The 22,724-nt window shown below is 65.0% G+C and carries 10 protein-coding genes; 5 read left to right on the forward strand and 5 right to left on the reverse strand.

The window, feature by feature from the left end; translation table 11 throughout:
- Positions 1-4 precede the first annotated feature (4 nt).
- The 5 genes from C9F12_RS22915 (at position 5) to cysQ (ending at position 16,367) form a co-directional block, all read left to right on the forward strand.
- The gene (locus C9F12_RS22915) at positions 5-10,636 is read left to right on the forward strand and encodes an Ig-like domain-containing protein (protein WP_162816420.1); all 10,632 of its coding nucleotides are present in this window, start codon (positions 5-7) and stop codon (positions 10,634-10,636) included.
- Between the two features lie 89 nt (positions 10,637-10,725).
- Complete coding sequence (locus C9F12_RS08565) at positions 10,726-11,949, forward strand: TolC family protein (RefSeq protein WP_108448592.1); 1,224 nt, start codon at positions 10,726-10,728, stop codon at positions 11,947-11,949.
- Positions 11,950-11,952: 3 nt separating this feature from the next.
- Positions 11,953-14,091, forward strand: coding sequence for a type I secretion system permease/ATPase (locus tag C9F12_RS08570; protein WP_108448593.1), 2,139 nt, complete (start codon positions 11,953-11,955; stop codon positions 14,089-14,091).
- Between the two features lies 1 nt (position 14,092).
- A complete protein-coding gene (locus tag C9F12_RS08575) occupies positions 14,093-15,277 on the forward strand; it encodes an HlyD family type I secretion periplasmic adaptor subunit (protein WP_108448594.1) in 1,185 nt (394 codons plus the stop codon).
- Between the two features lie 262 nt (positions 15,278-15,539).
- Entirely contained in the window at positions 15,540-16,367 is an 828-nt protein-coding gene (gene cysQ, locus C9F12_RS08580; protein WP_240184211.1) for a 3'(2'),5'-bisphosphate nucleotidase CysQ, read from the forward strand.
- A gap of 448 nt (positions 16,368-16,815) precedes the next feature.
- Here the strand turns inward: cysQ and C9F12_RS08585 are convergent, their stop codons facing one another.
- The 5 genes from C9F12_RS08585 to fliQ all read right to left on the reverse strand — a co-directional run bounded on the left by C9F12_RS08585 (position 16,816) and on the right by fliQ (position 22,717).
- The gene (locus C9F12_RS08585; RefSeq protein ID WP_108448595.1) at positions 16,816-18,123 is read right to left on the reverse strand and encodes an autotransporter outer membrane beta-barrel domain-containing protein; all 1,308 of its coding nucleotides are present in this window, start codon (positions 18,121-18,123) and stop codon (positions 16,816-16,818) included.
- Between the two features lie 307 nt (positions 18,124-18,430).
- Positions 18,431-19,198, reverse strand: a complete 768-nt coding sequence (locus C9F12_RS08590) for an SDR family NAD(P)-dependent oxidoreductase (protein WP_108448596.1) — start codon at positions 19,196-19,198, stop codon at positions 18,431-18,433.
- Positions 19,199-19,254: 56 nt separating this feature from the next.
- The gene (locus C9F12_RS08595) at positions 19,255-21,384 is read right to left on the reverse strand and encodes a capsular polysaccharide biosynthesis protein (RefSeq protein WP_108448711.1); all 2,130 of its coding nucleotides are present in this window, start codon (positions 21,382-21,384) and stop codon (positions 19,255-19,257) included.
- A 213-nt stretch (positions 21,385-21,597) separates the two neighbouring features.
- Complete coding sequence (gene fliR, locus C9F12_RS08600; protein WP_108448597.1) at positions 21,598-22,392, reverse strand: flagellar biosynthetic protein FliR; 795 nt, start codon at positions 22,390-22,392, stop codon at positions 21,598-21,600.
- 55 nt (positions 22,393-22,447) lie between these two features.
- A complete protein-coding gene (gene fliQ / locus C9F12_RS08605; RefSeq protein WP_045992443.1) occupies positions 22,448-22,717 on the reverse strand; it encodes a flagellar biosynthesis protein FliQ in 270 nt (89 codons plus the stop codon).
- Between the last annotated feature and the right edge of the window lie 7 nt (positions 22,718-22,724).

Genomic DNA, 22,724 nt, shown 5'->3' on the forward strand with positions numbered 1-22,724 from the left:
TCGCATGGGAATGACTGTCAAGGTTAGCCGTCTGGAAGAGGAACTTTCCAAGGCTGTCGCGTGGGAGGTCGAGGGTGATCTCGTTCTCGAAACATCAAGCAAGGTATTGCTGGACATTAGTCCAGAGGATATTGCCTCCCTTGTCAGAGACGGTGACGACCTGATCGTCGAGATGGCCAACGGCCAGACCCTGAAGATCGTCGGGTTCTATACCGACGCTGGCGCAGGACCGAGCGAGCTTTACCTGGTTAATGATGAAGGTGGCGTCGTCTGGGCTGACCTGGCGCCGGCCGCTGACAACGGCGTCGTTGCCGCGCAGTACGTTCCCCAGCCCGACATGGCAGGCTTCGAGATGGTGGCCGCGGCTGAAGAGGGTGGCAGCGGCTGGACCGGCGCTGCGATTCTTGGTGGCGCCGCCGCTGCGGGTCTGGCTGCTGCGGCCGCCGGTGGCGGCAGCGACGACGACGGTGACGCCCCTGCCGGTGACGGCAGCGATAGTGACGACGATAGCGGTGACGACAGCGACGGCGGCGACGATCAAGATAGCGACGACAGCACCGATGACACCGCTCCGTCGGCCCCACAGATCGGCGCCATCCGCGATGATCAGGGCGATGTCACCGGGCCACTTTCCAGCGGCGACAGCACCGACGATACCACCCCGACGCTGTCCGGCAGCGCAGAGGCGGGCAGCACCATTACCATTCGTGACGGCGACGCGGTGCTGGGGACCGTCATCGCGGACGACAGCGGCAACTGGAGCTTTACCCCCAGCGAGCCGCTGGCCGAAGGCAGCCATAGCCTGACGGTCACCGCCACCGATGCCGCCGGCAACACCTCGGATGCGAGCGATGCCGTTGAGCTGACGGTCGATACCGCCGCGCCCGACGTGCCGACCCTGAACCCGAGTGATGGCACCGTCATCAGCGGCAGTGCCGAACCCGGAAGCACGATCGAAGTCGACCTTGATGGTGATGGTACGGCGGATCTGACGGTCACCGCGGATGAGACAACCGGCGAGTGGTCAGTGGAACCCTCTTCGCCACTGGCTGACGCTTCTGTCGTCACGGTGACGGCGACCGACTCGGCGGGAAACGCGAGCCCGGAAGCGTCGTTGACGGTGGACGCTGCTGCCCCGGCGACTCCGATCATCGCACAGGTCGTGGATGACGAAGGCGATGACACCGGGCCACTTTCCAGTGGTGACAGCACAGACGACGCCACCCCGACGCTTTCCGGTGTCGCCGAGGCGGGTAGCACGGTGACCATCAAGGATGGCGACACGGTGCTCGACGCCATCACCGTCGATGACAGCGGAAGCTGGAGCTTTACCCCCTCGGAGCTTCTCGCCGACGGTAGCCATAGCCTTACCGTCACCTCGACCGACGCTGCCGGCAACACCTCGGAGTCGAGCGGCGCCTTCGAGTTGAACGTGGATACCAGCGCGCCAACCGCGCCGCTCATCAATCCGACCGATGGCACCGTGATCAGCGGGAAAGCCGAGCCGGGCTGCATGGTTGAGGTCGACGTTGGCGGCGATGGCACCACGATGATGCAAGTCGAGGCGGACCCGACGACCGGTGACTGGTCGGTGGCGCCGCCTACTCCGCTGGCCGACGACACCATGGTGGTAGCGTTGGCGATCGACGAGGCGGGTAACGTCAGTCCGGAAGTCACGGTAGAGGTGGATACCGCCCTGGTGGACACCCAGGCGCCGGCCGCACCGACCATCTCCGCGGTGGTGGACGATGAAGGCGACATCACCGGGCAGTTGGCCAGCGGCGACAGCACCGACGACGCCACCCCGACGCTTTCCGGTAGTGCAGAGGCGGGCAGCACGGTCACCATCAAGGATGGCGACGATCTTCTGGATACGGTGACCGCAGACGAGAGCGGTCACTGGAGTTTCACGCCTGAACAACCGCTGGCCGAAGGCAGCCATAGCCTGACGGTCACCGCGACCGATGCCTCCAACAACACGTCCGAACCGAGCGCTGCCTTCGAACTGAGCGTGGATACCGCCGCGCCGGTAGTGCCGACCATCGGTGAGGTGCAGGACGATGCGGGTGACGTTGCCGCGCCTCTGACCAGCGGAGACAGCACCGACGACACCACCCCGACGCTGTCCGGTAGCGCAGAGGCGGGCAGCACCGTGACCATCCTCGACGGTGACACCGTACTGGGCAGTGTCGAAGCCGACGGCAGCGGCAACTGGAGCTATACGCCGACGGACCCGCTGGCCGAAGGCAGCCATAGCCTGACGGTCACCGCCACCGATGCCGCCGGCAATACTTCCGGTCCGAGCGATGCCTTTGAACTGAGCGTAGATACCGAAGCGCCGGGAGTGCCGGACATCGGTGCGGTAGAGGACGATGCCGGTGACGTCACCGGGCCGCTTGCCAGCGGTGAGAGCACCGACGACACCACCCCGACGCTGTCCGGTAGCGCAGAGGCGGGCAGCACGGTCACTGTCCTGGATGGCGACACCGTGCTGGGCAGTGTCGAAGCCGACGGCAGTGGCAACTGGAGCTTTACCCCCGAGCAACCGCTGGCCGAAGGCAGTCATAGTCTGACGGTCACCGCCACCGACCCCGCCGGCAATACCTCGGCGCCGAGTGATGCCTTTGAGCTGGGCGTCGACACCACCAGCCCTGGTGGTGACGCCGGCACAGACGCCCCGACCCTGGCGATTGCCGAGGCCGCGGACGACACCGTCAACGCCGATGAGCTGTCCGATGGCGTTGAGGCCAGCGTCGGCCTGACGGACGGTACCCAGGCCGGTGACACCATCACGCTGAGCGTCACAGATGCCGATGACGTGACCTCCGAGGTTTCCTATACGGTCACCGCGGACGACGTCACCAATGGCAGCGCCACGGTGGTGATTCCGAGCGGTGCTCTGGCAGATGGCAGCTACAGCGTCGCGGCGGTGATTTCTGATGCCGCCGGCAACAGCTCTGCGGCGTCCCCCAGTGTCGACTTCGGCGTGGACGCCGCCGCCCCTGAGGTGCCGAGCATTGGTCAGGTTCAGGACGATGCGGGTGCCCTCACCGGCGCACTGACCAGCGGTGACAGCACCGACGACACCACCCCGACGCTGTCCGGCACCGCCGAGGCGGGTAGCACGGTCACCATCCTGGATGGTGACACCGTGCTGGGCAGTGTCGAAGCCGACGATAGCGGCAACTGGAGCTTTACACCGACGGACCCGCTGGGCGAAGGCAGTCACAGCCTGACGGTCACCGCGACCGATCCCGCCGGCAACACCTCGGAGCCGAGCGACGCCTTCGAGTTGAACGTGGATATCAGCGCGCCAGACGCGCCTGTCATCAATCCTACCGACGGCTCCGTGATCAGCGGGACCGCCGAGCCCGGGAGCACGATTGAGCTCGACGTCGATGGTGATGGCACCTCTGACCTGACGACCACTGCTGACGAGACGACCGGTGACTGGTCGGTGGCGCCGGATGCTCCGCTGGCAGACGATACCGTGGTCACGGTGACCGCGACGGATCCGGCGGGCAATACCAGCCCGCAGGCAACCACCACGGTCGACACCTCCCTTGACGACACCCAGCCGCCGGTCGCACCGACCATTGCAGAGGTCGCGGACGATGAAGGTGACGTCACCGGGTTGCTTGCCAGCGGCGACAGCACCGATGACGCCACCCCGACGCTATCCGGTACCGCCGAGGCGCACAGCACGGTGACCATCCTCGATGGTGACAGCGAACTGGGTACCGCCGTTGCGGATGACAGCGGCCATTGGAGCTACACCCCGGCCTCGGAGCTCGGCGAGGGTAGCCACAGCCTCACCGCTACCGCCACCGATGACGCTGGCCAAACCTCGGAGCCGAGCGACGCCTTTGAACTGGTCGTCGACACCACCAGCCCCGGTGGCGACGCCGGCACCGACGCCCCGACCCTGGCAATCGCAGAAGCCGAGGACGACAGCATCGACGCCGATGAGCTGGCCGATGGTGTTCAGGCCAGTGTCGACCTGACCACCGGTACCCAGGCCGGTGACACCATTACGCTGAGCGTCACCGATGCCGATGATGTGACCTCCGAGGTTGCCTATACGGTCACGGCGGACGATGTCACCAATGGCAATGCCACGGTGGTGATTCCGAGCGATGCCCTGGCAGACGGCAACTACAGCGTGACGGCGGTGATTGCTGATGCCGCTGGCAATAGCTCAGCGGCCTCTTCCCCCGCTGTCGAATTCCGCGTGGACACGGCCGCGCCTGAGGTGCCGAGCATCACGACGGCATCTGACAACGTGGGCGATGTGACCGATCCGCTTGCCAGCGGTGACAGCACCGACGACACCACCCCGACGCTGACCGGTACCGCCGAAGCGGACAGCACGGTGACCATCCTCGACGGCGACACCGTACTGGGTACCACCGAAGCCGACGGCAGCGGCAACTGGACGTTCACCCCGACGGGGCCGCTGGCCGAAGGCAGCCATAGCCTGACGGTCACCGCCACCGATGCCGCCGGTAATACTTCCGATCCGAGCGACGCCTTCGAGCTGAGCGTCGACACCACCAGCCCTGGTGGTGTCGACGGCACCGACGCCCCGACGCTGGCGATTGCCGAGGCCGCGGATGGCGCCATCAATTCCAGTGAACTGGCCGATGGCGTTGAGGCCAGTGTCGGCCTGACCGCCGGCACCCAGGCCGGTGACACCATTACGCTGAGCGTCACCGATGCCGATGACGTGACCTCCGAGGTTACCTACACGGTCACGGCGGACGATGTCACAGACGGTAGCGCCACGGTGGAGATCCCGAGCGATGCCCTGGCAGACGGCGACTACAGCGTCGAGGCGGTGATATCTGATATCGCGGGCAACAATTCTGCACCGTCCAACAGCGTCGGCTTCAATGTCGATGCGACCAGCCCTGGCGGCGACGCCGGCACGGACGCCCCGACCCTGGCGATTGCCGAGGCCGCGGATGGCATCAATGCCAGTGAACTGGCCGATGGCGTTCAGGCAAGCGTCGGCCTGACCGCCGGCACCCAGGCCGGTGACACCATCACGCTGAGCGTCACCGATGCCGATGATGTGACCTCCGAGGTTCCCTATACGGTCACGGCGGACGATGTTACCAATGGCAGCGCCACGGTGGTGATTCCGAGCGATGCCCTGGCAGACGGCAACTACAGCGTTACGGCGGTGATTGCTGATGCCGCGGGCAATAGCTCAGCGGCCTCTTCCCCCGCTGTCGAATTCCGCGTGGACACTGCCGCGCCTGCGGTACCGAGCATCACGACGGCATCTGACAACGTGGGCGATGTGACCGATCCGCTTGCCAGCGGCGACAGCACCGACGACACCACCCCGACGCTGTCCGGTACCGCAGTGGCGGGCAGCACGGTGACCATCCTCGATGGTGACACGGTGCTGGGCACCGCCGTTGCGGATGACAGCGGTCATTGGAGCTATACCCCGGCCTCAGACCTCGGCGAAGGTAGCCACAGCTTCACCGCTACCGCCACCGATGCTGCCGGTAATACTTCCGATCCGAGCGACGCCTTTGAACTGAGCGTCGACACCACCAGCCCCGGCGGCGACGCCGGCACCGACGCCCCCACCCTGGCAATCGCAGAGGCCGCAGACGACACCATCGACGCCGATGAGCTGGCCGATGGCGTTCAAGCGATCGTCGATCTGACGGACGGCACCCAGGCCGGTGACACCATCACGCTGAGCGTCACCGATGCCGACGACGTGACCTCTGAGGTTTCCTATACGGTCACGGCGGACGATGTCACCAATGGCAGCGCCACGGTGGAGATCCCGAGCGATGCCCTGGCAGACGGCAACTACAGCGTCGAGGCGGTGATTTCTGATGCCGCGGGCAACAATTCTGCACCGTCCAACAGCGTCGGCTTCACTGTGGATGCGACCAGCCCTGGTGGTGACGACGGTACAGACGCCCCGACCCTGGCAATCGCAGAGGCCGCAGACGACACCATCAACGCCGCAGAGCTGTCTGATGGTGTTCAGGCAAGCGTCGGTCTGACCGCCGGCACCCAGGCCGGTGACACCATCACGCTGAGCGTCACCGATGCCGATGACGTGACCTCCGAGGTTCCCTATACGGTCACGGCGGACGATGTCACCAATGGCAGCGCCACGGTGGTGATTCCGAGCGATGCCCTGGCAGACGGCGACTACAGCGTCGAGGCGGTCATTTCTGATGCCGCCGGCAATAGCTCAGCGGCCTCTTCCCCCGCTGTCGAATTCCGCGTGGACACGGCCGCGCCTGCGGTACCGAGCATCACGACGGCATCTGACAACGTGGGCGATGTGACCGATCCGCTTGCCAGCGGCGACAGCACCGACGATGCCACCCCGACGCTGTCCGGTACCGCAGTGGCGGGCAGCACGGTGACCATCCTCGATGGTGACACGGTGCTGGGTACCGCCGTTGCGGATGACAGCGGCGATTGGAGCTATACCCCGGCCACAGACCTCGGCGAAGGTAGCCACAGCTTCACCGCTACCGCCACCGATGCTGCCGGTAATACTTCCGATCCGAGCACGGCCTTCGACCTGAGCGTCGACACCAGCGCCCCGGTGGTGCCGGCCATCACCACGGCCTCGGACAACGTGGGTAATGTATCCGGGCCGCTTTCCAGCGGTGACAGCACCGATGACGCTACCCCGACGCTGACCGGCACCGCCGAGGCGGACAGCACGGTGACCATCTACGACGGTGACACCGTACTGGGTACCGCCGAAGCCGACGGCAGCGGCAACTGGACGTTCACCCCGACGGACCCGCTGGCCGAAGGTGATTACAGCCTGACGGTGACTGCCACCGATGCCGCTGGCAATACCTCGGAGCCGAGCGACGCCTTCGAGCTGAACGTCGACACCACCAGCCCCGGTGGTTCTGGTGGAACAGACGCCCCGAGCCTGGCGATCGCCGAGGCTGCGGATGGCATCAATGCCGACGAGCTGGCCGATGGCGTGCAGGTTGCTGTCAGTCTGACCATCGGTACCCAGACCGGTGACACCGTTACGCTTAGTGTCACCGATGCCGATGATGTGACCTCCGAGGTTGTCTACACGGTCACCGCGGATGACGTTGCGACGGGCAGTGCGACGGTGGTGATTCCGAGCGATGCCCTGGAAGACGGCAGCTACAGCGTCGATGCGGTGATTGCCGACGCCGCCGGCAATAGCTCCGAGCCGTCTGCTGCTCTCGACTTCAACGTGGATACGACCGCGCCTGGCGGTCCGAACAACGCGATTGCCTTCGATGATGAGCTGATCGGCGATGCGGAAGCGACGGATATTTCCCTTAGCGGGCAGATCGATGCCGACAGCACCCTGTCCAGCATCGTGATCAGTGACGGAGATAGTGATACCGCCGATATCACCGTCGACCCCAGCGCTATTACCGTGGCTGGCGATGGCACGGTGAGCGTCACGGGTCTCGACCTCAGCGCGCTTGCCGATGGCGAATTGACGGTCACCATGACGCTTGAGGATGCCGCCGGTAATAGCGGGACCGTGACAGATACCACGACCCTGGACACCACTGGTGCCTTGATCGCCGACAGCAGCGAGGCGCTGAACGAAGCGGTGGATGCCACGGTTTCGGGCAACCTGGCCGGTAATGACTGGGGAGACCTGGCGCAGATTGAGGTCACCCCACCGGAGGGGCTTACCGCCGGTGGCAGCGATGTCACCTGGGCGGGCAGTTACGATGCCCAGCAACAGAGCTACACCATGACGGCGACGGCGGCAGGCAGTGACGTCGCGACGCTGGTCATCAACGGGGCAACGGGTGCTTACACCTTTACCCAGTTGGCGGCGCTGGATCACCCGGCCCTTGGTGCGGACATTCAGGAGCTCGGCTTCCAGGTCTCGACCGTGGACGCCGCCGGCAACAGCGCCGAGGGCAGCCTGGAGATCCAGCTCACCGACGCCGTGCCCGACGCCGCGGCGCCTGTGCTTATCGATACCAGCGGGATGACGCAGCCGGTGGAGGGCACGCTGGTCGATGACTTTGGTGCCGATGGTGGTGTGGTCAGTTCCATCGTGATCGATGGGGTGACCTTCTACTACAACCAGGACAGCGGTAGCGTGGAGCAGCAGGGACAGTCCGACCTGATCGCCGGCTACCAATACGACGATACGTCCAGCCAGTTGACGGTCACCACCGTGAAAGGTGAGACGTTTGACGTCAATCTTGCCGACGGGACCTACCGCTTTACGCAAGGTGCTGCTGATGGTCGCGACTTTTCTGCCAATGAGGCTCCACAGGCTTGGCTGGGAGATGACGGGAGTCTACTCGGGCTTGTCGGGGTCGAGGCGCTTACCTTATTAAGCTTTGGTGGAGACCAGAGTTACGGTGTCCTGGATGCTGATAATGACATAAACAAAGTCACGATATCCTTTAATTCTTCCTTAAATCTAGGGGTTTCCGGGTTCCAATATTCGGAGGAAATGGCCCGTGCGTTTGGGTTGAAGGTGAATAATGACAATAAGACAGGGCAAGATCCGCTGGGACTTTTTGATGGAGAGGCTGTCATCACCATAGAAGCCATTGATGGTGAGTTTAGTCTTAGTACTCAGCAGTGGAACGAGTTCCTCGGTTCGATCTATTTTGATAAGTCTCTAATAGATCTCTCTGTGACACCAACGGTCGGAGTCCAGGTTGAGGATGCAGCTGGAAACACCACTGGACCGGTGTCTTTGACGAATCTCTTAGATGTCAGTCTGCTCAATGGCGGCGACGCGCCCGGCTACCTTGTAGAAGATGGACCGGCCGATCCCGGTGCGGGCAATACCCTCACCGGCACCGCCAACAGCGATCGCCTCTATGGCTACGGCGGCAACGATACCCTGAACGCCGGCGCCGGCAATGACATCCTGCGGGGTGGGGCCGGCGACGACAGTTTGTCCGGTGGAGACGGCGATGACCTGCTGATCGGCGGCACCGGTGCCGATACCCTGACGGGTGGGACCGGCCGCGATGTATTCCGCTTTGAAGCCGGAAATGCAGGGGTCGCCGGTAGCCCTGTCGTCGACACCATCACCGACTTCTCCCTCGGCGATGGCGATATTCTGGACCTTCAGGGTCTTCTGCAAAACGAGGTCAGGATCGGTACCGACCCCGGCAACCTGACCAGCTTCCTGCACTTCGTGCGCACCACGGATGGCGATACCCGCCTCGAGATCAGTTCCAGCGGTGGCTACCTGGGTGGCTACGACGCTGGCGAAACGGACCAGGTCATCCTGCTCGAAGGTGTCGATCTGGTCGGCCAGGGGGCAGATGCGGCGTCCGACTGGCAGATCATTCAGCAACTTCTCGAGGGTGGCCATCTCTCCGTGGACACCACCGTTCAGGCGGGAGAGACGGCGGTCGGCGGCTTCAAGTCGTCCACCGAGATCGACGCGACCCTGACCGACGGGGATGGCGACAGCACGTCCACCAGTGTGGCGGTCGATGAGACCGGAACACTGGACGAACCGACGGTTCCCAGCGCCCCGGATCCAGACAATACCGCGCCGATCGTGCAGGCCGACAGCGGCCTGCTGGGGCTGCTGGATGTCTCGGCGCTGGGCATCCTCGATCTCAACAGCCAGGCGTTGGTGGCTGCCGATGCCGAGAACAATCTTGCGTCGGTCACGATCGACTTCCGTCCCTTGCTCGATATCAATCTGACCGACTCGGTCGAACTGACGGCATCTCAGGCCATGGCTCAGGAGCTCGGTCTGAGCATCTCGACCGAGAGTTCCAGCGGCGTCCTTGGGCTCGTGGCGCCGCGGGCCTCGCTGACCATCACCGCGCTGGATGGCGGTCCCATCGACAATCTGGCGGTCAATGAGTTGCTTGGCAGCGTGAAGTTTACCGATGGCGACGGCGGTCTGCTCGGTCTTGGCACTGACCTGCAGCTCAGTGTGTTGAACGCGCTTCGCATCAGCGCCACGGACACCGAAGGACTCGAGGACAGCGAGCTGGTCGTCAACCTGGCGCAGACCGAAGTCCTGGACCAGCTCTTCGGTGGCAGCACCTACATCGAAGAAGGCGATGGAGGCAATAACGACCTGGATGGTGGTCTCAGCAACGAACGCTTTTACGGCTACGCCGGCAACGACACCATCGACGCCGGGGGCGGCAATGATCTGCTGAGAGGCGGATCAGGCGACGACGTCCTCGACGGTGGCGGTGGCGACGACCTGCTGATCGATGGTCAGGGCAGCGATACCTTCAATGGTGGCGCCGGCAACGATGAGATTCGTCTTTCCGGGACGGGCTTCGATGCCATCGACGGCGGTACCGGCGAGGATGTGCTGCTGCTCGATGGCGGCATCGATCTCGATCTGACCGATGCTGACGTCGGCACGGTCGGCAATATTGAGCGTATCGACCTGGGAGACGACGACGGCGCAACCCGCCTGTCCCTCGACGAGGACGAGGCCATCGCCCTGACCGATGATGACAACATCCTGAAGGTGGAGGGTGATGACGGCGATACGCTCAGTGCTAGCGGCGCCGTGGCCACGGGCAACGAGCAGACCAGCGGCGACACCACCTATGTCGAGTACAGCCTGGGCAGCACCACGCTGCTGGTGGAAGACACCGTCAACGTGGAGGTCAATTGAGGGTGGGGGTAGCGCCTGGCGCAGTGCAAGCAAGGTCAGGTCGACCACGCAGGCCAAGGCGCCGTTCGTGGCTTGCTGGCGGGGCGCTGATGGTCTGCGCCCTTCAGGCCCAGGCGCTGAGCCTGTCGGAAGCGGTGGTCCAGGGGCTGGCCGTCAATCCCGAGGTACGGGCGGCGGAATCCGACGTCCGGGTGGCCGCCACCGAGGTGGATATCGCGCGCGATAGCTACTGGCCCTCGGTGGAGGTGTCGGCGGGTCCCGAGAACTCGCTGATGGGAGAGCTCGGCTACGACGTCACGGCGACCCAGGTGCTGTATGACTGGGGTCGCATCGCATCACAGGTGGCGTCCGCATCGGCTGAGTACCGGCATCGGCTGGCCTCGCTCAAGGTAACCAGCGACGAAGTGGCACTGGATATCATCGAGCTTTACCTCGACGTGGTGGCGGCTCAACGCCGTGTCGTCGAGGTGGAGGGCTACCTGGACCGGCTCGAGACGCTGGCGGCGATGACCGACCAGCGTGATCTTGGTGGCTACAGCGATCGCAGCGAAAGCGAGCGCAGCCGTCTGGACATCGCCCGTGCCCGTGAGCAACTGGCGATGGAGCGGGGTGGCCTACGTGAGGCCCAGCAGGAACTGCGGGTGTTGCTGCAACGGGACATCCTGGCCACCCAGATGCCCGACCCCGAGGACTATCTGGCAAGCCTGGCCGCACCGGCGCAGGTGGACCTTGCGATCGAGGACGCCCCGGTGCTCGAACAGAGCGAGGCCGACGTGTCTGTGGCGAAGGCTGAGCTGGAGGAGTCCGAGGCGGCCTTGATGCCGCAGCTCAACCTCGAGGGCTCGCTGCTCAGGCGTGAGGTCGGCGGGGTGATGGAAGAGGATCAGGTGATCGCCCTGCGTGTGCGCATGGAGCCCATTCAGGGGCTGTCCAACTGGCGCAGGACCGACGCTGCCGCCCAGCGGGTGGAGTCCTCGCAATTCTCGCGGCGGGCCGCACGGCGTGACCTTCAGCGCACCATCGCCGGCTTGAAGGAGCAGTACCAGGTGACCCAGTGGCGTCTGGAAGGGCTCGAGGAACAGATCAATCGGGCCGGCGAGGTCCTGACGACCTACGAAGACCAGTTCAGCGTCGGTCTCAGGGATATCGCCGATCTGCTCAGTATCGAGAGCGAGCGGTTCGAGGCGGCCAGACAGCGTATCGACGTGGAGATCCAGCAACTGCGCCTGCAGTACCGGGCCGCTTCGCAGTTGGGAACGCTGGCCGCCGTCGTGCCGAGGCTCGAGGAACAGGATATCGCGCAGGGAGGCTGAGCGATGGAGTCGTCACAAGGCGTGACTGGAGACGCATTGCGAGAGGGGCTGGTCGTGCTGTGCGAGCAGTGGGACCGGCATTGCACCACCGCCGAACTCGGCGATGGCCTGCCGCTGGAGCAGGGGCGGCTACCCGTGTCCGAGGTGCCACGCGCGCTGAGGCGGGTACAGATGAAGGCACGCTGCCTCGACGTTCCGCTGGACAAGCTGGCCGATGACCTGCTGCCGGTGCTGATCGAGCTGGACGACGAGCGCTGGGTGACGGTGGTGGCCCGTGAAGAGGGCGCGATCAAGGTACTGCTGAGTGAAAGCGGTGGTGGCACCCAAACCTGGAGCCCCCGAGAGCTTTGCGCCAGGCACACCGGCGTGACGATCGTCGCCAGGCCGGATCTTCAGCCGGATGATCGGGCCGGAGGCTTCGCCGAGGAGCCGCAGGAGCACTGGCTGAAAGGCCCTCTGAGTCGCTGCTGGGGAACCTGGGTGGAGGTCGGCGTGGCGGCCTTGATGGCCAACCTGCTGGCCATCGGTACGGCGCTGTTTGCCATGCAGGTGTATGACCGGGTGGTGCCCAATGAGGCGTTCTCCACCCTGTGGATCCTGGCCAGCGGTGTCGGTCTGGCGATCCTGCTCGAATTTGGCCTGCGGGTACTGCGGGCGAGCCTGCTCGACAATACCGGCAAGCAGCTCGATCAACAGCTGTCGTCGCGGCTCTTTTCGCAGGTGATGAACCTGCGCCTGGTGGCCAAGCCCGGGTCGGTGGGGGCCTTTTCCAGCCAGGTTCGAGAGTTCGAGAGCGTTCGCGAGTTCCTGACGTCTTCCACCATCGGTGCGATCAGCGACCTGCCCTTCGTCGTGCTGTTTCTCGGTGTCATCTACTTTATCGGTGGCGACATGGTGTGGGTGCCGGTGGCAGGCATCGTGATGATGGTGCTGCCCGGCCTGCTGGCCCAGCGCAAGCTGGCGCGGCTGTCGCGCCAGAACCTGCGTGAAGGGGCGGTGCGCCAGGGGGTACTGCTAGAGACCATCGACCATCTGGAATCGGTCAAGGCCAGTCGTGCCGAGGGCCGCCACCTGCGGCTGTGGGACAGCCTGTCAGAAGAGCTCGCCGATGCCTCCACCCGCCATCGGCGGCTGTCATCCAAGCTGACCTACGGCGCTTCCATGGTTCAGCAGCTGGTGTATGTCGGTGTGGTCATCGCCGGTGTCTATGTCATCTCCGCCGGCGAGCTGACCGTGGGTGGCCTGATCGCCTGTACCATCCTGACCTCACGGGTGGTGGCGCCGATGGCCCAGGTGGCCGGTATTCTGGCGCGCTGGCAGCACGTCAAGGTCGCCATGGAGGGGCTGGATGGCCTGATGGACGCCCCGACAGAACGCCCGGCTGGACGCCAGTTTGTGCGCAAGGAACGGGTCCAGGGGCGTTACGAACTGCGCGAGGTCGGGCTCGCCTATCAACAGGATGCGCCGCCGGCCCTGGCGCTCGACTCGCTGTCTATTGCCGCGGGCGAGCGCATCGCCCTGCTGGGAGGCAATGGCGCGGGCAAGTCGACCCTGCTGCGGCTGCTGGCGGGATTGATCGATCCGGCGAGCGGGACGGTCCAGCTCGACGAGGTGAACCTGAGCCAGATCGAGCCAGGGGATCGTCGCCGGGCCATCGGCTATGTGCCCCAGGACATCGCGCTGTTTCACGGCACCCTGCGTGACAACCTGATGCTGGACGGCGGCGCCTATCACGACGAGGAGCTGATGGAGGCGCTCGACCATGTCGGCCTCGGTCGCTTCGTCCGCCGACACGCCCTGGGGCTGGATATGCCCCTTCAGGGCAATGCCAGCCTTTCCGGTGGTCAGCGCCAGGCGGTCGGCCTGGCCCGACTGATCCTGCAGGACCCGCGTATCGTGCTGATGGATGAGCCTACGGCTGCCTACGACCAGTCCAACGAACAGCAGGTCATCGCCTTCCTTTCACGCTGGCTGGAGGGACGGACGGTGGTGATTTCGACCCACAAGAAGTCGCTGTTGTCGTTGGTGCGCCGGGCGGTGGTGCTCAAGGATGGCCGGCGGGTCATGGATGGCCCCGTCGACAAGGTGGTCTCGGGCAATCAGGTCAGGACCACCGCCGCCCGCGCCGCAGGAGGACAATGACATGGCCAGCGCGACATCACGCCAGCGACGGGTGCTGGAACAGCTGCAGGGAGGAAGCTCGCTGCCCCAGGGAACCCACGCCATCCTGTGGGCCTGCGTCGCCACCATCGCGATCTTTATCGCCTGGGCGTCCTGGGCCACCATCGACGAGGTCACGCGCGGCGACGGCAAAGTGGTGCCCTTGTCACGCATGCAGACGATACAGAGCCTGGAGGGCGGCATCCTCGAGCGCCTGCTGGTGCAGCGGGGCGAGCGGGTCGCCGCAGGGCAGCCCCTGCTGCGGCTGGACGATACGCGTTTTCGCAGCGCCTACCTGGAAACGATGAGTCAGGTCGAGGTCCTCAGAGCGTCTATCGCGCGCCTGGAAGCGGAGGTGCTGGAGCAGGAGAGCATCCGTTTTCCCGACGATATCGATGAACGGGGCGAGCTGGCGCGCTCCGAACGCGCGCTGTTCGAGGCCCGGCGCAATCGCCTGCTGCAGGCGGAGGCCTCCATCGAGGACGAGATGGCCATCGCCAGGCGCCAGTTGAGGCTGCTGGAACCGCTGGTCGAGCGACGCTCCGTCAGCGAGATGGAGGTCCTGAAGCTGCAGCAGACGGTGGCCTCGCTGGCCGGCAAGCTGGCCGAGATGCGCAACACCTATGTCCAGGACGCCTATGCCGAGCTTTCCACCAAGCAGGCGGAGCTGTCGACGCTGGAGCAGACCCTGCTGCAGCGTCGCGACCAGCTCGAGCGCACCGAGATCGTGTCGCCGGTGCACGGGCGGGTGAACGACATCATGGTCACCACCACCGGTGGGGTCATCCAGCCTGGCGAGCCGATCCTGGAAATCACGCCGCTGGAAGACCAGCTATTGATCGAAGCGCGGATTCGGCCGGAGGACGTTGCCTTTGTGGCGCCGGGCATGCCGGCCAGCGTCAAGATCACGGCCTACGACTACACCATCTACGGCGACCTGGAAGGCACGGTGGAGCAGATCAGCGAGGACACGATCGAAGAGGAAACGCCGCGCGGCAAGGTGTCCTACTACGAGGTGCTGGTGCGCACCGATGAAGCCCACCTGGAGCGCCACGGCGAGCGTCTCGCCATTCGGCCCGGCATGGTGGCCGAGGTCGACATCCAGACCGGTGAGCGATCGCTGCTGAGCTATCTGCTCAAGCCGATCATCAAGGCAAGGCTCTATTGAGAAGCCATCGCCGCCGAGGGCGTCGTTCCTCACCGGTCATCGGGTTGGCTGGAGCGTTGTAGAAGGGGGGGAAGTGGCTGCCGCTGATCTCGTCCTGAGCGCGCGGCGTCGGACCCGTGCCGATCCGCTTGCAGCGCTGCGCTCGATACGCCACTCACGCTAAGCTTGGCACCATCGATTTCCGGGAAGGCCTGGCCTTCCCGGTACTGTGTATCGGCCCGTCGTGTCGACTCCGATCGGGCCTTTTATCAAGGAGTCTGGCGTGCCCGTTTCTCTGAGCAGTGAACACAAGGATGCCCTGGTCGCCGGCGTGGAAGAGGCCGGTCGACTGGTGCTCGAGATCTATCAGCGCGACTTCGAGGTCGAGCACAAGGACGACAATAGCCCATTGACCGAGGCCGATCTGGCCGCCCACCACGCCCTGGTGGCGCTGCTTGGACGACTGACGCCGGAGGTACCGGTGCTGTCCGAGGAATCCGGGGAGATCGCCACCGAGACACGTCTCGGCTGGTCGTGCTATTGGCTGGTGGACCCGCTGGATGGCACCAAGGAGTTCGTCAATCGCAACGGTGAATTCACCCTCAATGTGGCGCTGATCGAGCATGGCGTCCCGGTGCTCGGGGTGGTCCACGCGCCGGTGCTGGGGGTGACCTGGTTCGGTGAACAGGACAATGGCGCCTGGCGATCCGAGGGCGAGTCGCGCCAGCCGATCCATGCGCGTGAACTGCCGGACCCCGCCGAGGCCCCTTGGGTGGTGGTGGGTAGCCGCCGCCACGGTGCCGAGGCCTTCGAGGCTTTCTGTTCACGCTTGCCGGCCACCGAGTGCACCTCGATGGGTAGCTCGCTGAAGCTGTGCCTGGTGGCGGAGGGAAAGGCCGATCTCTACCCGCGCCTGGCACCGACCTGCGAGTGGGACACCGCCGCTGCCCAGGCGGTGGTCACCGCCGCCGGTGGACAGGTGCTGGACGCAGGGACCCTGGAGCCGCTGCGCTGCAATCGCGGTGAGTCGCTGCTCAATCCGTTCTTTGTCGTGTGTGGCCAGCGCGACGCGCGCTGGGAGCAGGCATTGGCTGCCGCCCTGGCACAGTAGCGCTTGAATTCTAGAAATTTATGCCGATTCGGGCGTTGGCTCGGATTGGCTTTTTCTTTGCGACATCGAGTGTTTTCTTTCTGCGGTTTCAGGTGTCCCGAGGGCTGCGGCCCTTGGCGGACCCTTATCCTGGCTGTCCTGATCCCGAAGGTTTCTCACTCATTTTCCTGAGTTTTTGTTTGCTTGCTGCGCGGCCGCTGGTCCGTCTGCAGGCAGGCTGTGGTGTGGCTGGACTTGGGAAGTGTCGAGGAATCAGGCAATTGTCGCAGGCTGCGTTGTGAGATCGCTTGCTGCTGGCGCGCCTCGCCCAGTGCGAGTCCGCCCCTGGACCGGACTAGGGCTTGTCTGAAAAGTGCCTGCGCTCGTCGACTTTTCAGACAGCGCCTAGTCTTCGTTGCGGGACCAATGCTCGAGCACAAGCCTGTTTCCTCAGGCGGTCCTGGAAGGCCTAGAAGTCGTAGGACAGCGAGGCGCTGATCACGTCGTATTCGGTAGCGCTGCTGCCCAGTGTCGTCTGGCCCGCGAGGGTAACGTCCACGCCGCGGCCGAGCCGCTGGGTGGCACCGAGCTCCAGCACGGTACGATCGTCATCGCTCCCTTCGAGAAAGTCGGCGTCGTCGTCCACGTCGCTGGACACGTCGTAGTGGTAGAGCAGGCCACCGAACAGGCGGCCGGTGAAGACGTCGGCACCCAGTCGAACGCCGGCAAAGACTTCGCCGGTTTCTTCGCCGTAGTCGGTTTCCCCCTGCAGGTAGTCGCCATCCACATCGTCATCCAGATAGGTCCCGCCCAGGGTCAGGCTTGAGTCGATCCGGTGCTGGCTCGTCAGCTGATAGCTCGGCAGGTGGTAGGTGGCGGCGCCGCGCGCTCCCCAGCGATCGCCGTCGAGATCGATGCCCTCGACCAGATAGTCGCGTCGTGCGCTGCCGTCCAGGTCCTGAAACAGCAAGGTAGCGTCCAGCACCAGGCGGTCGTTCAGCAGGGCGATGGCGGCGTAGGGCGCGACCATCTCGCCGCCCAGGTCAGTGTGGCCACCACTTTTTCCATCCAGGTACATCTCGCTCTTGCCGGCGGCCACGCCGACCAGCAGGTTGCGGTAGCGGTAGTCGATGCCCAGCAGGGCGACCTTGCCATCGCCGGAGTAGTCCGAACTTCGGGTATCGCCGTCGAGATCACCGATCTCGGCGGTGCTCCAGACACTTATCCCCGGCGGACGCTGATAGGGACCGTCGCCGAGTGGGGCCATGGTGGCGTCGATGCGCTGGGTGACCGGCCGAAAGTTCTGGGCCATAGCCTGTTTCTGGGCGCCGTACAGGGTCTGGTCGAGTTCCAGCAGGCCCAGTGCATCGGCCAGGGCGAGGGTGCGATCGCGGCCGAGCGCATCGAGGCGCCCGGCGAGCAGCACCTTGCCTTCGCCGTCGGTGAGCACCACCGGGGTCTGACCATCGATCTCTGCCAGGGTGATGCCCGCAGGTAGCCTCAGGGTGACGGGTCTGTCATTGATGCGCACGAACACACGGCTTCCTCCTGTCACCGCCTGCTGGCCGAGCAACTCCAGGGTCAGGGGGCGATCTCCCAGGGTGCCGACGAAGGTGGTGGCGCTCTGGTCGAGTGGCGCGAGGTCGACGTCAAGTGCAAGGGCACTCGACGAGGCGCTGCCAAGGATCAGGGCGAGGGGAAGGTATCTCCAGGCACACAAGGGGGAGGAGCAGTGGCGTGAGGCACGGGGCATCGGGAAGAACTCTGGCTCGTTCATGGGACCTGCCTTGATGGGTGAAGTCGGCTTCCTGCCAGGATGTCTGGCGTAGCGCCTGACACCGGCGGGGCGATCGTGATGATCAGTGGTCGATGAGGCCGGCTTCAGGAGTTGGCATGAGTGACGGCCATTGTTAAGCATCAAGGGGCGTGGGGTGCGAAATCCTGTGCAGATAATGCCTGTGCGAGGGAGAGTTGGCGTTTTATCGGCAAAGATGGTGTCAAAACCGACGTGATTGATGAAATTCGGGCGTCATCAGCAGGGGCTTATGTGGCCACTGCTTCCCTGGTGTCTTGCGCCGACGACATCAGGGCACGCCGTAGCCGAACCATCGCATCAAGGCCTGTGCCAGCCTCGGCGGCAACAGGGTCAGTCCCTGGGTGGCGAGGCACAGTGGCAGTGGGAAGCTGACCTTGGGACGATTGGCATCGATGGCCCTGGCAATGCGCCGGGCCGCCCTTTCGGGGGAACACATGAATGGCTTGGGGCCTGGCATCGCCCGGGCCATGGCCGAATCCACGTAGCCTGGCATCACCAGGGTGACGCCGACGCCATCGCTGGCGAGTCCTCCGCGCAGAGCCTCGGCGTAGGCCTTGATGCCAGCCTTGCTGGCGCTGTAGCTGGGGGTGACCGGCAGCCCATGCCAGGCGGCCAGTGAGCTGATGAAGACAAGCTGGCCACGGCCTCGACGCTGCATGGCAGGGGCAAGCTGGCGCGCCATTTCCATCGGCACGCGTAGATTGATTTCCATCAGCTGACGTCCTGCCTGAAGCGATTCGCCGTCGCGGCGATCGACCACGCCGGTGTTGATGCCGGCGCACATGATCACGATATCCGGCGTCCGTGACAGCCCCGCAAGCCAGGCCTGTCGGGCGTCGTTGTCTTCCAGGGGGCCGCTCGCCAGGCTGACCTCGGCGCCTTGGTCGCGACAGCGCTGCCCTATCTCTGCCAGCGTGTCCTGGCGACGCCCATGAAGCACCAGATGATGCCCTGGCCTGGCGTAGTGGCGCGCCAAGGCGCCGCCGATGGCGCCGGTGGCACCGGTAATCAGGATCAGGCGCTGGGGGGCCGTCATCTGTCGAGTCCTCCTGTGGTGGAAAAGGGGCAAGGGGCAAGGACTGGCGCGCCGTCTCAATAGCGCCCGTACAGATAGCGCCGGACGTGTCGGTAGAGGCGTTGCCACAGCCTCAGCCTTGGCCCTTGCTGGCGTTGGCGTTCGAGCAAGGTGATCGCGGTCTCGACGTTGATTGGCTGGCGGGTAACGGGGTCCACGTAGCCGGGGTAGTGGATCAGTGCCGCTGCGACCAGTTCTTCCAGGGTGGCGCGCCGACATCGCCGAGGGGGCGTCGCTGCCTCATCCCGGGTCAGTCCCCAGCCGGCGTAGAACGGCAGGCCATAGGTAATCACCGGGCGATTGCGGAGTAGCGCCTCGAAGCCCGCCAGGGAGGTCAGGGTGTGAACCTCGTCGACCTGATCGATCAGGGCAGTGATGTTGCCCTCTGCTGCCAGCACATCGTAGGCCTCGGCGGGAACCTGCTCGCCCTGGCGTACGCCGGCGACCACGTCCGGATGGGGACGATAGAGCAGGAAGGCGTTGGGGTGGCGGCGGCGCACCTCTGCAAGCAGGGCGCGATTGGTGCGGGTCTCGCAGGCACCGTGACGTACCGAAGCGTCACTTTCCACCTGGCCGATCACCAGCAGCCGGGGACGATCGCTGGGCAGCGCTGGCAAACCGGGCTTGGGCGAGGCGTCGTGGCCGTCGTTGTACTTGGACAGACCCCGTTGTACCAGCCGCGAGATCAGCCTGCGTGCGCGCAGATGGTCCCGCGGGCTGAACTCGCCATTCTCGATCAGTCGCTCGAGCTCGCTGGGACGGGTGGGGTCGTAGTGGATGCCGGCCCCGTCGATGACCAGCGACAGCGGCCGAGTGAGATCGATGCCGAGCCCCACCGAGCGCAGGAAACCGTCTTCCATGCGATGGACATCGTCTCTTCGGGGATATTGGCTGCCCCACACCAGATGATTCACTGGCGTGGGTGCTGGGTCGGATGACGTTTCAGACGATGAATCGGTCGATTTCAGCGAGCTCAGTGGCAGCTGATCGACTCGCGACAGGGGGCCGAGGAAGTCCGTCACGAAGCCGCGCTTCCATCGCGACAGACCGTAGCATCGCCAGTGCCCGGCGCCGCGCTGTATCTGACGGCGCTGATCCTCCAGCAGGTCCAGGGTGTCGTCCAGCATCGCTGGCTCGCCGGTATAGGGGTTGGCGTAGCGTGTGTAGCGCACGTAGGCGGCGGCGAATACCCGGGCCAGGGAGGCTCGTCGCTGGCGCCGCGCGCAGCCTTGTCGGTCCTGGGTGAGGCCCCAGCCGGCATAGAACGGCAGGCCGTGACAGGTGACCGGCAGGCCCGCCAGCAGCGCCTCGAAGCCGAGTTGACTGGTGACCACATGGACCGCCTCGACCACGTCGAACAGGGCCCAGGGATTGATGTCGTCGGTGATCAGGCGGCAGCGGGGACGGCCGGCGGCCCCCAGCAGGTGGCCCTGGCGTCGCCCGGCGATCACCTCCGGATGGATCTTGATCAGGATTTCGGCCTCGGGATGGCTTTCCAGGGCCTGTTCAAGCATACGAACAAAGGTGGCCTCCGAGGCCCCGCCGCCGACAATGGAGGCGTCGTCTCGGGTCTGGTCCACCACCAGCACCCTGGGCCGGGATGATTCGGCCAGGCGGATGTCAGGGGCGTGGTTGTACTTGGACAGTCGGGCGAGCCGCAGGCGCGCCATCAAGGCGTTGGCCCGTGCTTCCTCGGTGGCGTCGATGTCGGCGTGGTTGATCAGGGTCTCGAGATCGGAGGGCCGGGAGGCGTCGTAGTGGATGCCGCTATGATCCACCACCAGGGAGAGGCTGGCGAAGCCTTCGTCGGCGGGCCCCCAGGAGCGCACGAAACCGTCTTCCAGGGCGACGAAGGGCAGGCCCTTGTCCGTCGCCAGGCGCCTGGCGCGACGGGTGGTCCCCCGGTTGCCCCAGCCGAGCACGGCGGCGGGGCGGCAACGGTGGCGCTGGCGCCAGGGCCGAATGCGGGAAAATTCCGGCAGGCAGGGGGCGAGTATCGGTAGCCGGGCCAGGGCATCGGTCGCCGTCAGGGCCTGGTTGTCTGTCGGGGCCTGGTTGTCTGTCGAGGCCTGGTTGTCTGTCGGAGCATTCGCCGTCAGGGCGGGGGGCTGCCTGTCCTGCTCGTCCGTGTGTGGTGAAGCGCCCATGCGTGCCTGCATCTCGCCGATGATCGGGTATCTATCGTATCAGCGTGGCGCTAGCCGCCCTGGTCTCGGGTGTGCCGCTGCCTGCAGCCCGGTGAGTCTCGGCTTGATCGGGGTCGTTCGCGAGTCTGATATCGCGCCTGGCTTCCAGTCGCTTCCAGTCGCTTCCAGTCGCTTCCAGTCGCTTCCAGTCGCTTCCAATCGCTTCCGGCACCGTCAGCTTGCCAGGGGCGCCAGGGTGTCGAGCAGCGACTGCAGGAAATCCAGACCCTGGTGGAAGTGGCGCTGCAGAAAGCGACCGAGGTCGGTCATCAGGACCATCAGCAGTGCCAGGCCGACGCTGAGAGAGGTGGGGAAGCCGATATTGAATACGGTCAGCTGGGGTGCTGCGCGATTGAGGATGCCGAGTGCCAGGTTGATGGTCAGCAGCGGGGCGACCAGTGGCAGCGCCAGCAGCAGGCCGGTGGCAAAGATGGTGCCGCCGTAGCGGGCCAGCAGGATGAAGGCTTCAGGGTTGAAGCGCTGGATGCCGATGGGCAGGGTCTCGAAGCTGGTGATCAACAGTTCCAGCACGATCAGGTGGCCATTCACCGCCAGGAACATCAGTAGCGTGATCATGTACAGAAAACGCGAGATCACGACCATGTTGGTGCCGCTGGAAGGGTCGAAGAAGGTGGCGAAGGCCAGGCCCATCTGCAGCCCGATAAATTCACCGGTTGCCTGTACCACCACCAGGATGATCCGCACGCACAGGCCCATGGCCACGCCGATGATCAGCTGTTCGACCACCAGCCCCAGGCCAGCCCAGGAGGCCACCGGGACATCGGGCAGCGGTGGCAGCATCGGCGAGATGACCACGCTGATGGCACCGGCCAACCCGATCTTGGCCTGGGTAGGCACCGCGCTGTGGCCCCACAGGGGGGCGCTCAACATCAGCGCGGTGATGCGCATGAACGGCCACAGGAACAGGCTGAGCCAGGCATGCAGCTGGGTGAAGGTGATCTCGACCATCAGGACGCGGGCGCCTCGGGGATAGGGCCGGTGGCTTCAGCGCAGGTGGCCCGGCTCAGGACACCAGCGCCGGGATACTGGTAAACAGCTCCCGGGTGAAGGTGATGATCAGCTGCAGCAGCCAGGGACCGGCCAGCACCAGCACGGCAAACACGGCCAGGATCTTGGGAATGAACGACAGCGTCATCTCGTTGATCTGGGTAGCGGCCTGGAACAGGCTGACCAGCAGGCCGGTGAACAGCGCGGTAAGCAGCAGCGGCGCCCCCAGCAGCAGGGTCACGCGCATGCCCTGGTAGGCCAAACTCATGACGGTTTCGGGATGCATGACGAGT

The organism is Halomonas sp. BN3-1 (assembly GCF_003056325.1).
Classification (GTDB): domain Bacteria; phylum Pseudomonadota; class Gammaproteobacteria; order Pseudomonadales; family Halomonadaceae; genus Halomonas; species Halomonas litopenaei.

Bases quoted from the DNA above. Each gene is read 5' to 3' on its own strand.
- C9F12_RS08590 (WP_108448596.1), bottom strand. From the start codon at position 19,198: ATGACGGCCCCCCAGCGCCTGATCCTGATTACCGGTGCCACCGGCGCC.
- C9F12_RS08565 (WP_108448592.1), top strand. From the start codon at position 10,726: ATGGTCTGCGCCCTTCAGGCCCAGGCGCTGAGCCTGTCGGAAGCGGTG.
- C9F12_RS08595 (WP_108448711.1), bottom strand. From the start codon at position 21,384: ATGGGCGCTTCACCACACACGGACGAGCAGGACAGGCAGCCCCCCGCC.
- C9F12_RS08575 (WP_108448594.1), top strand. From the start codon at position 14,093: ATGGCCAGCGCGACATCACGCCAGCGACGGGTGCTGGAACAGCTGCAG.
- fliR (WP_108448597.1), bottom strand. From the start codon at position 22,392: ATGGTCGAGATCACCTTCACCCAGCTGCATGCCTGGCTCAGCCTGTTC.
- C9F12_RS08570 (WP_108448593.1), top strand. From the start codon at position 11,953: ATGGAGTCGTCACAAGGCGTGACTGGAGACGCATTGCGAGAGGGGCTG.
- fliQ (WP_045992443.1), bottom strand. From the start codon at position 22,717: ATGCATCCCGAAACCGTCATGAGTTTGGCCTACCAGGGCATGCGCGTG.
- C9F12_RS08585 (WP_108448595.1), bottom strand. From the start codon at position 18,123: ATGAACGAGCCAGAGTTCTTCCCGATGCCCCGTGCCTCACGCCACTGC.
- C9F12_RS22915 (WP_162816420.1), top strand. From the start codon at position 5: ATGGGAATGACTGTCAAGGTTAGCCGTCTGGAAGAGGAACTTTCCAAG.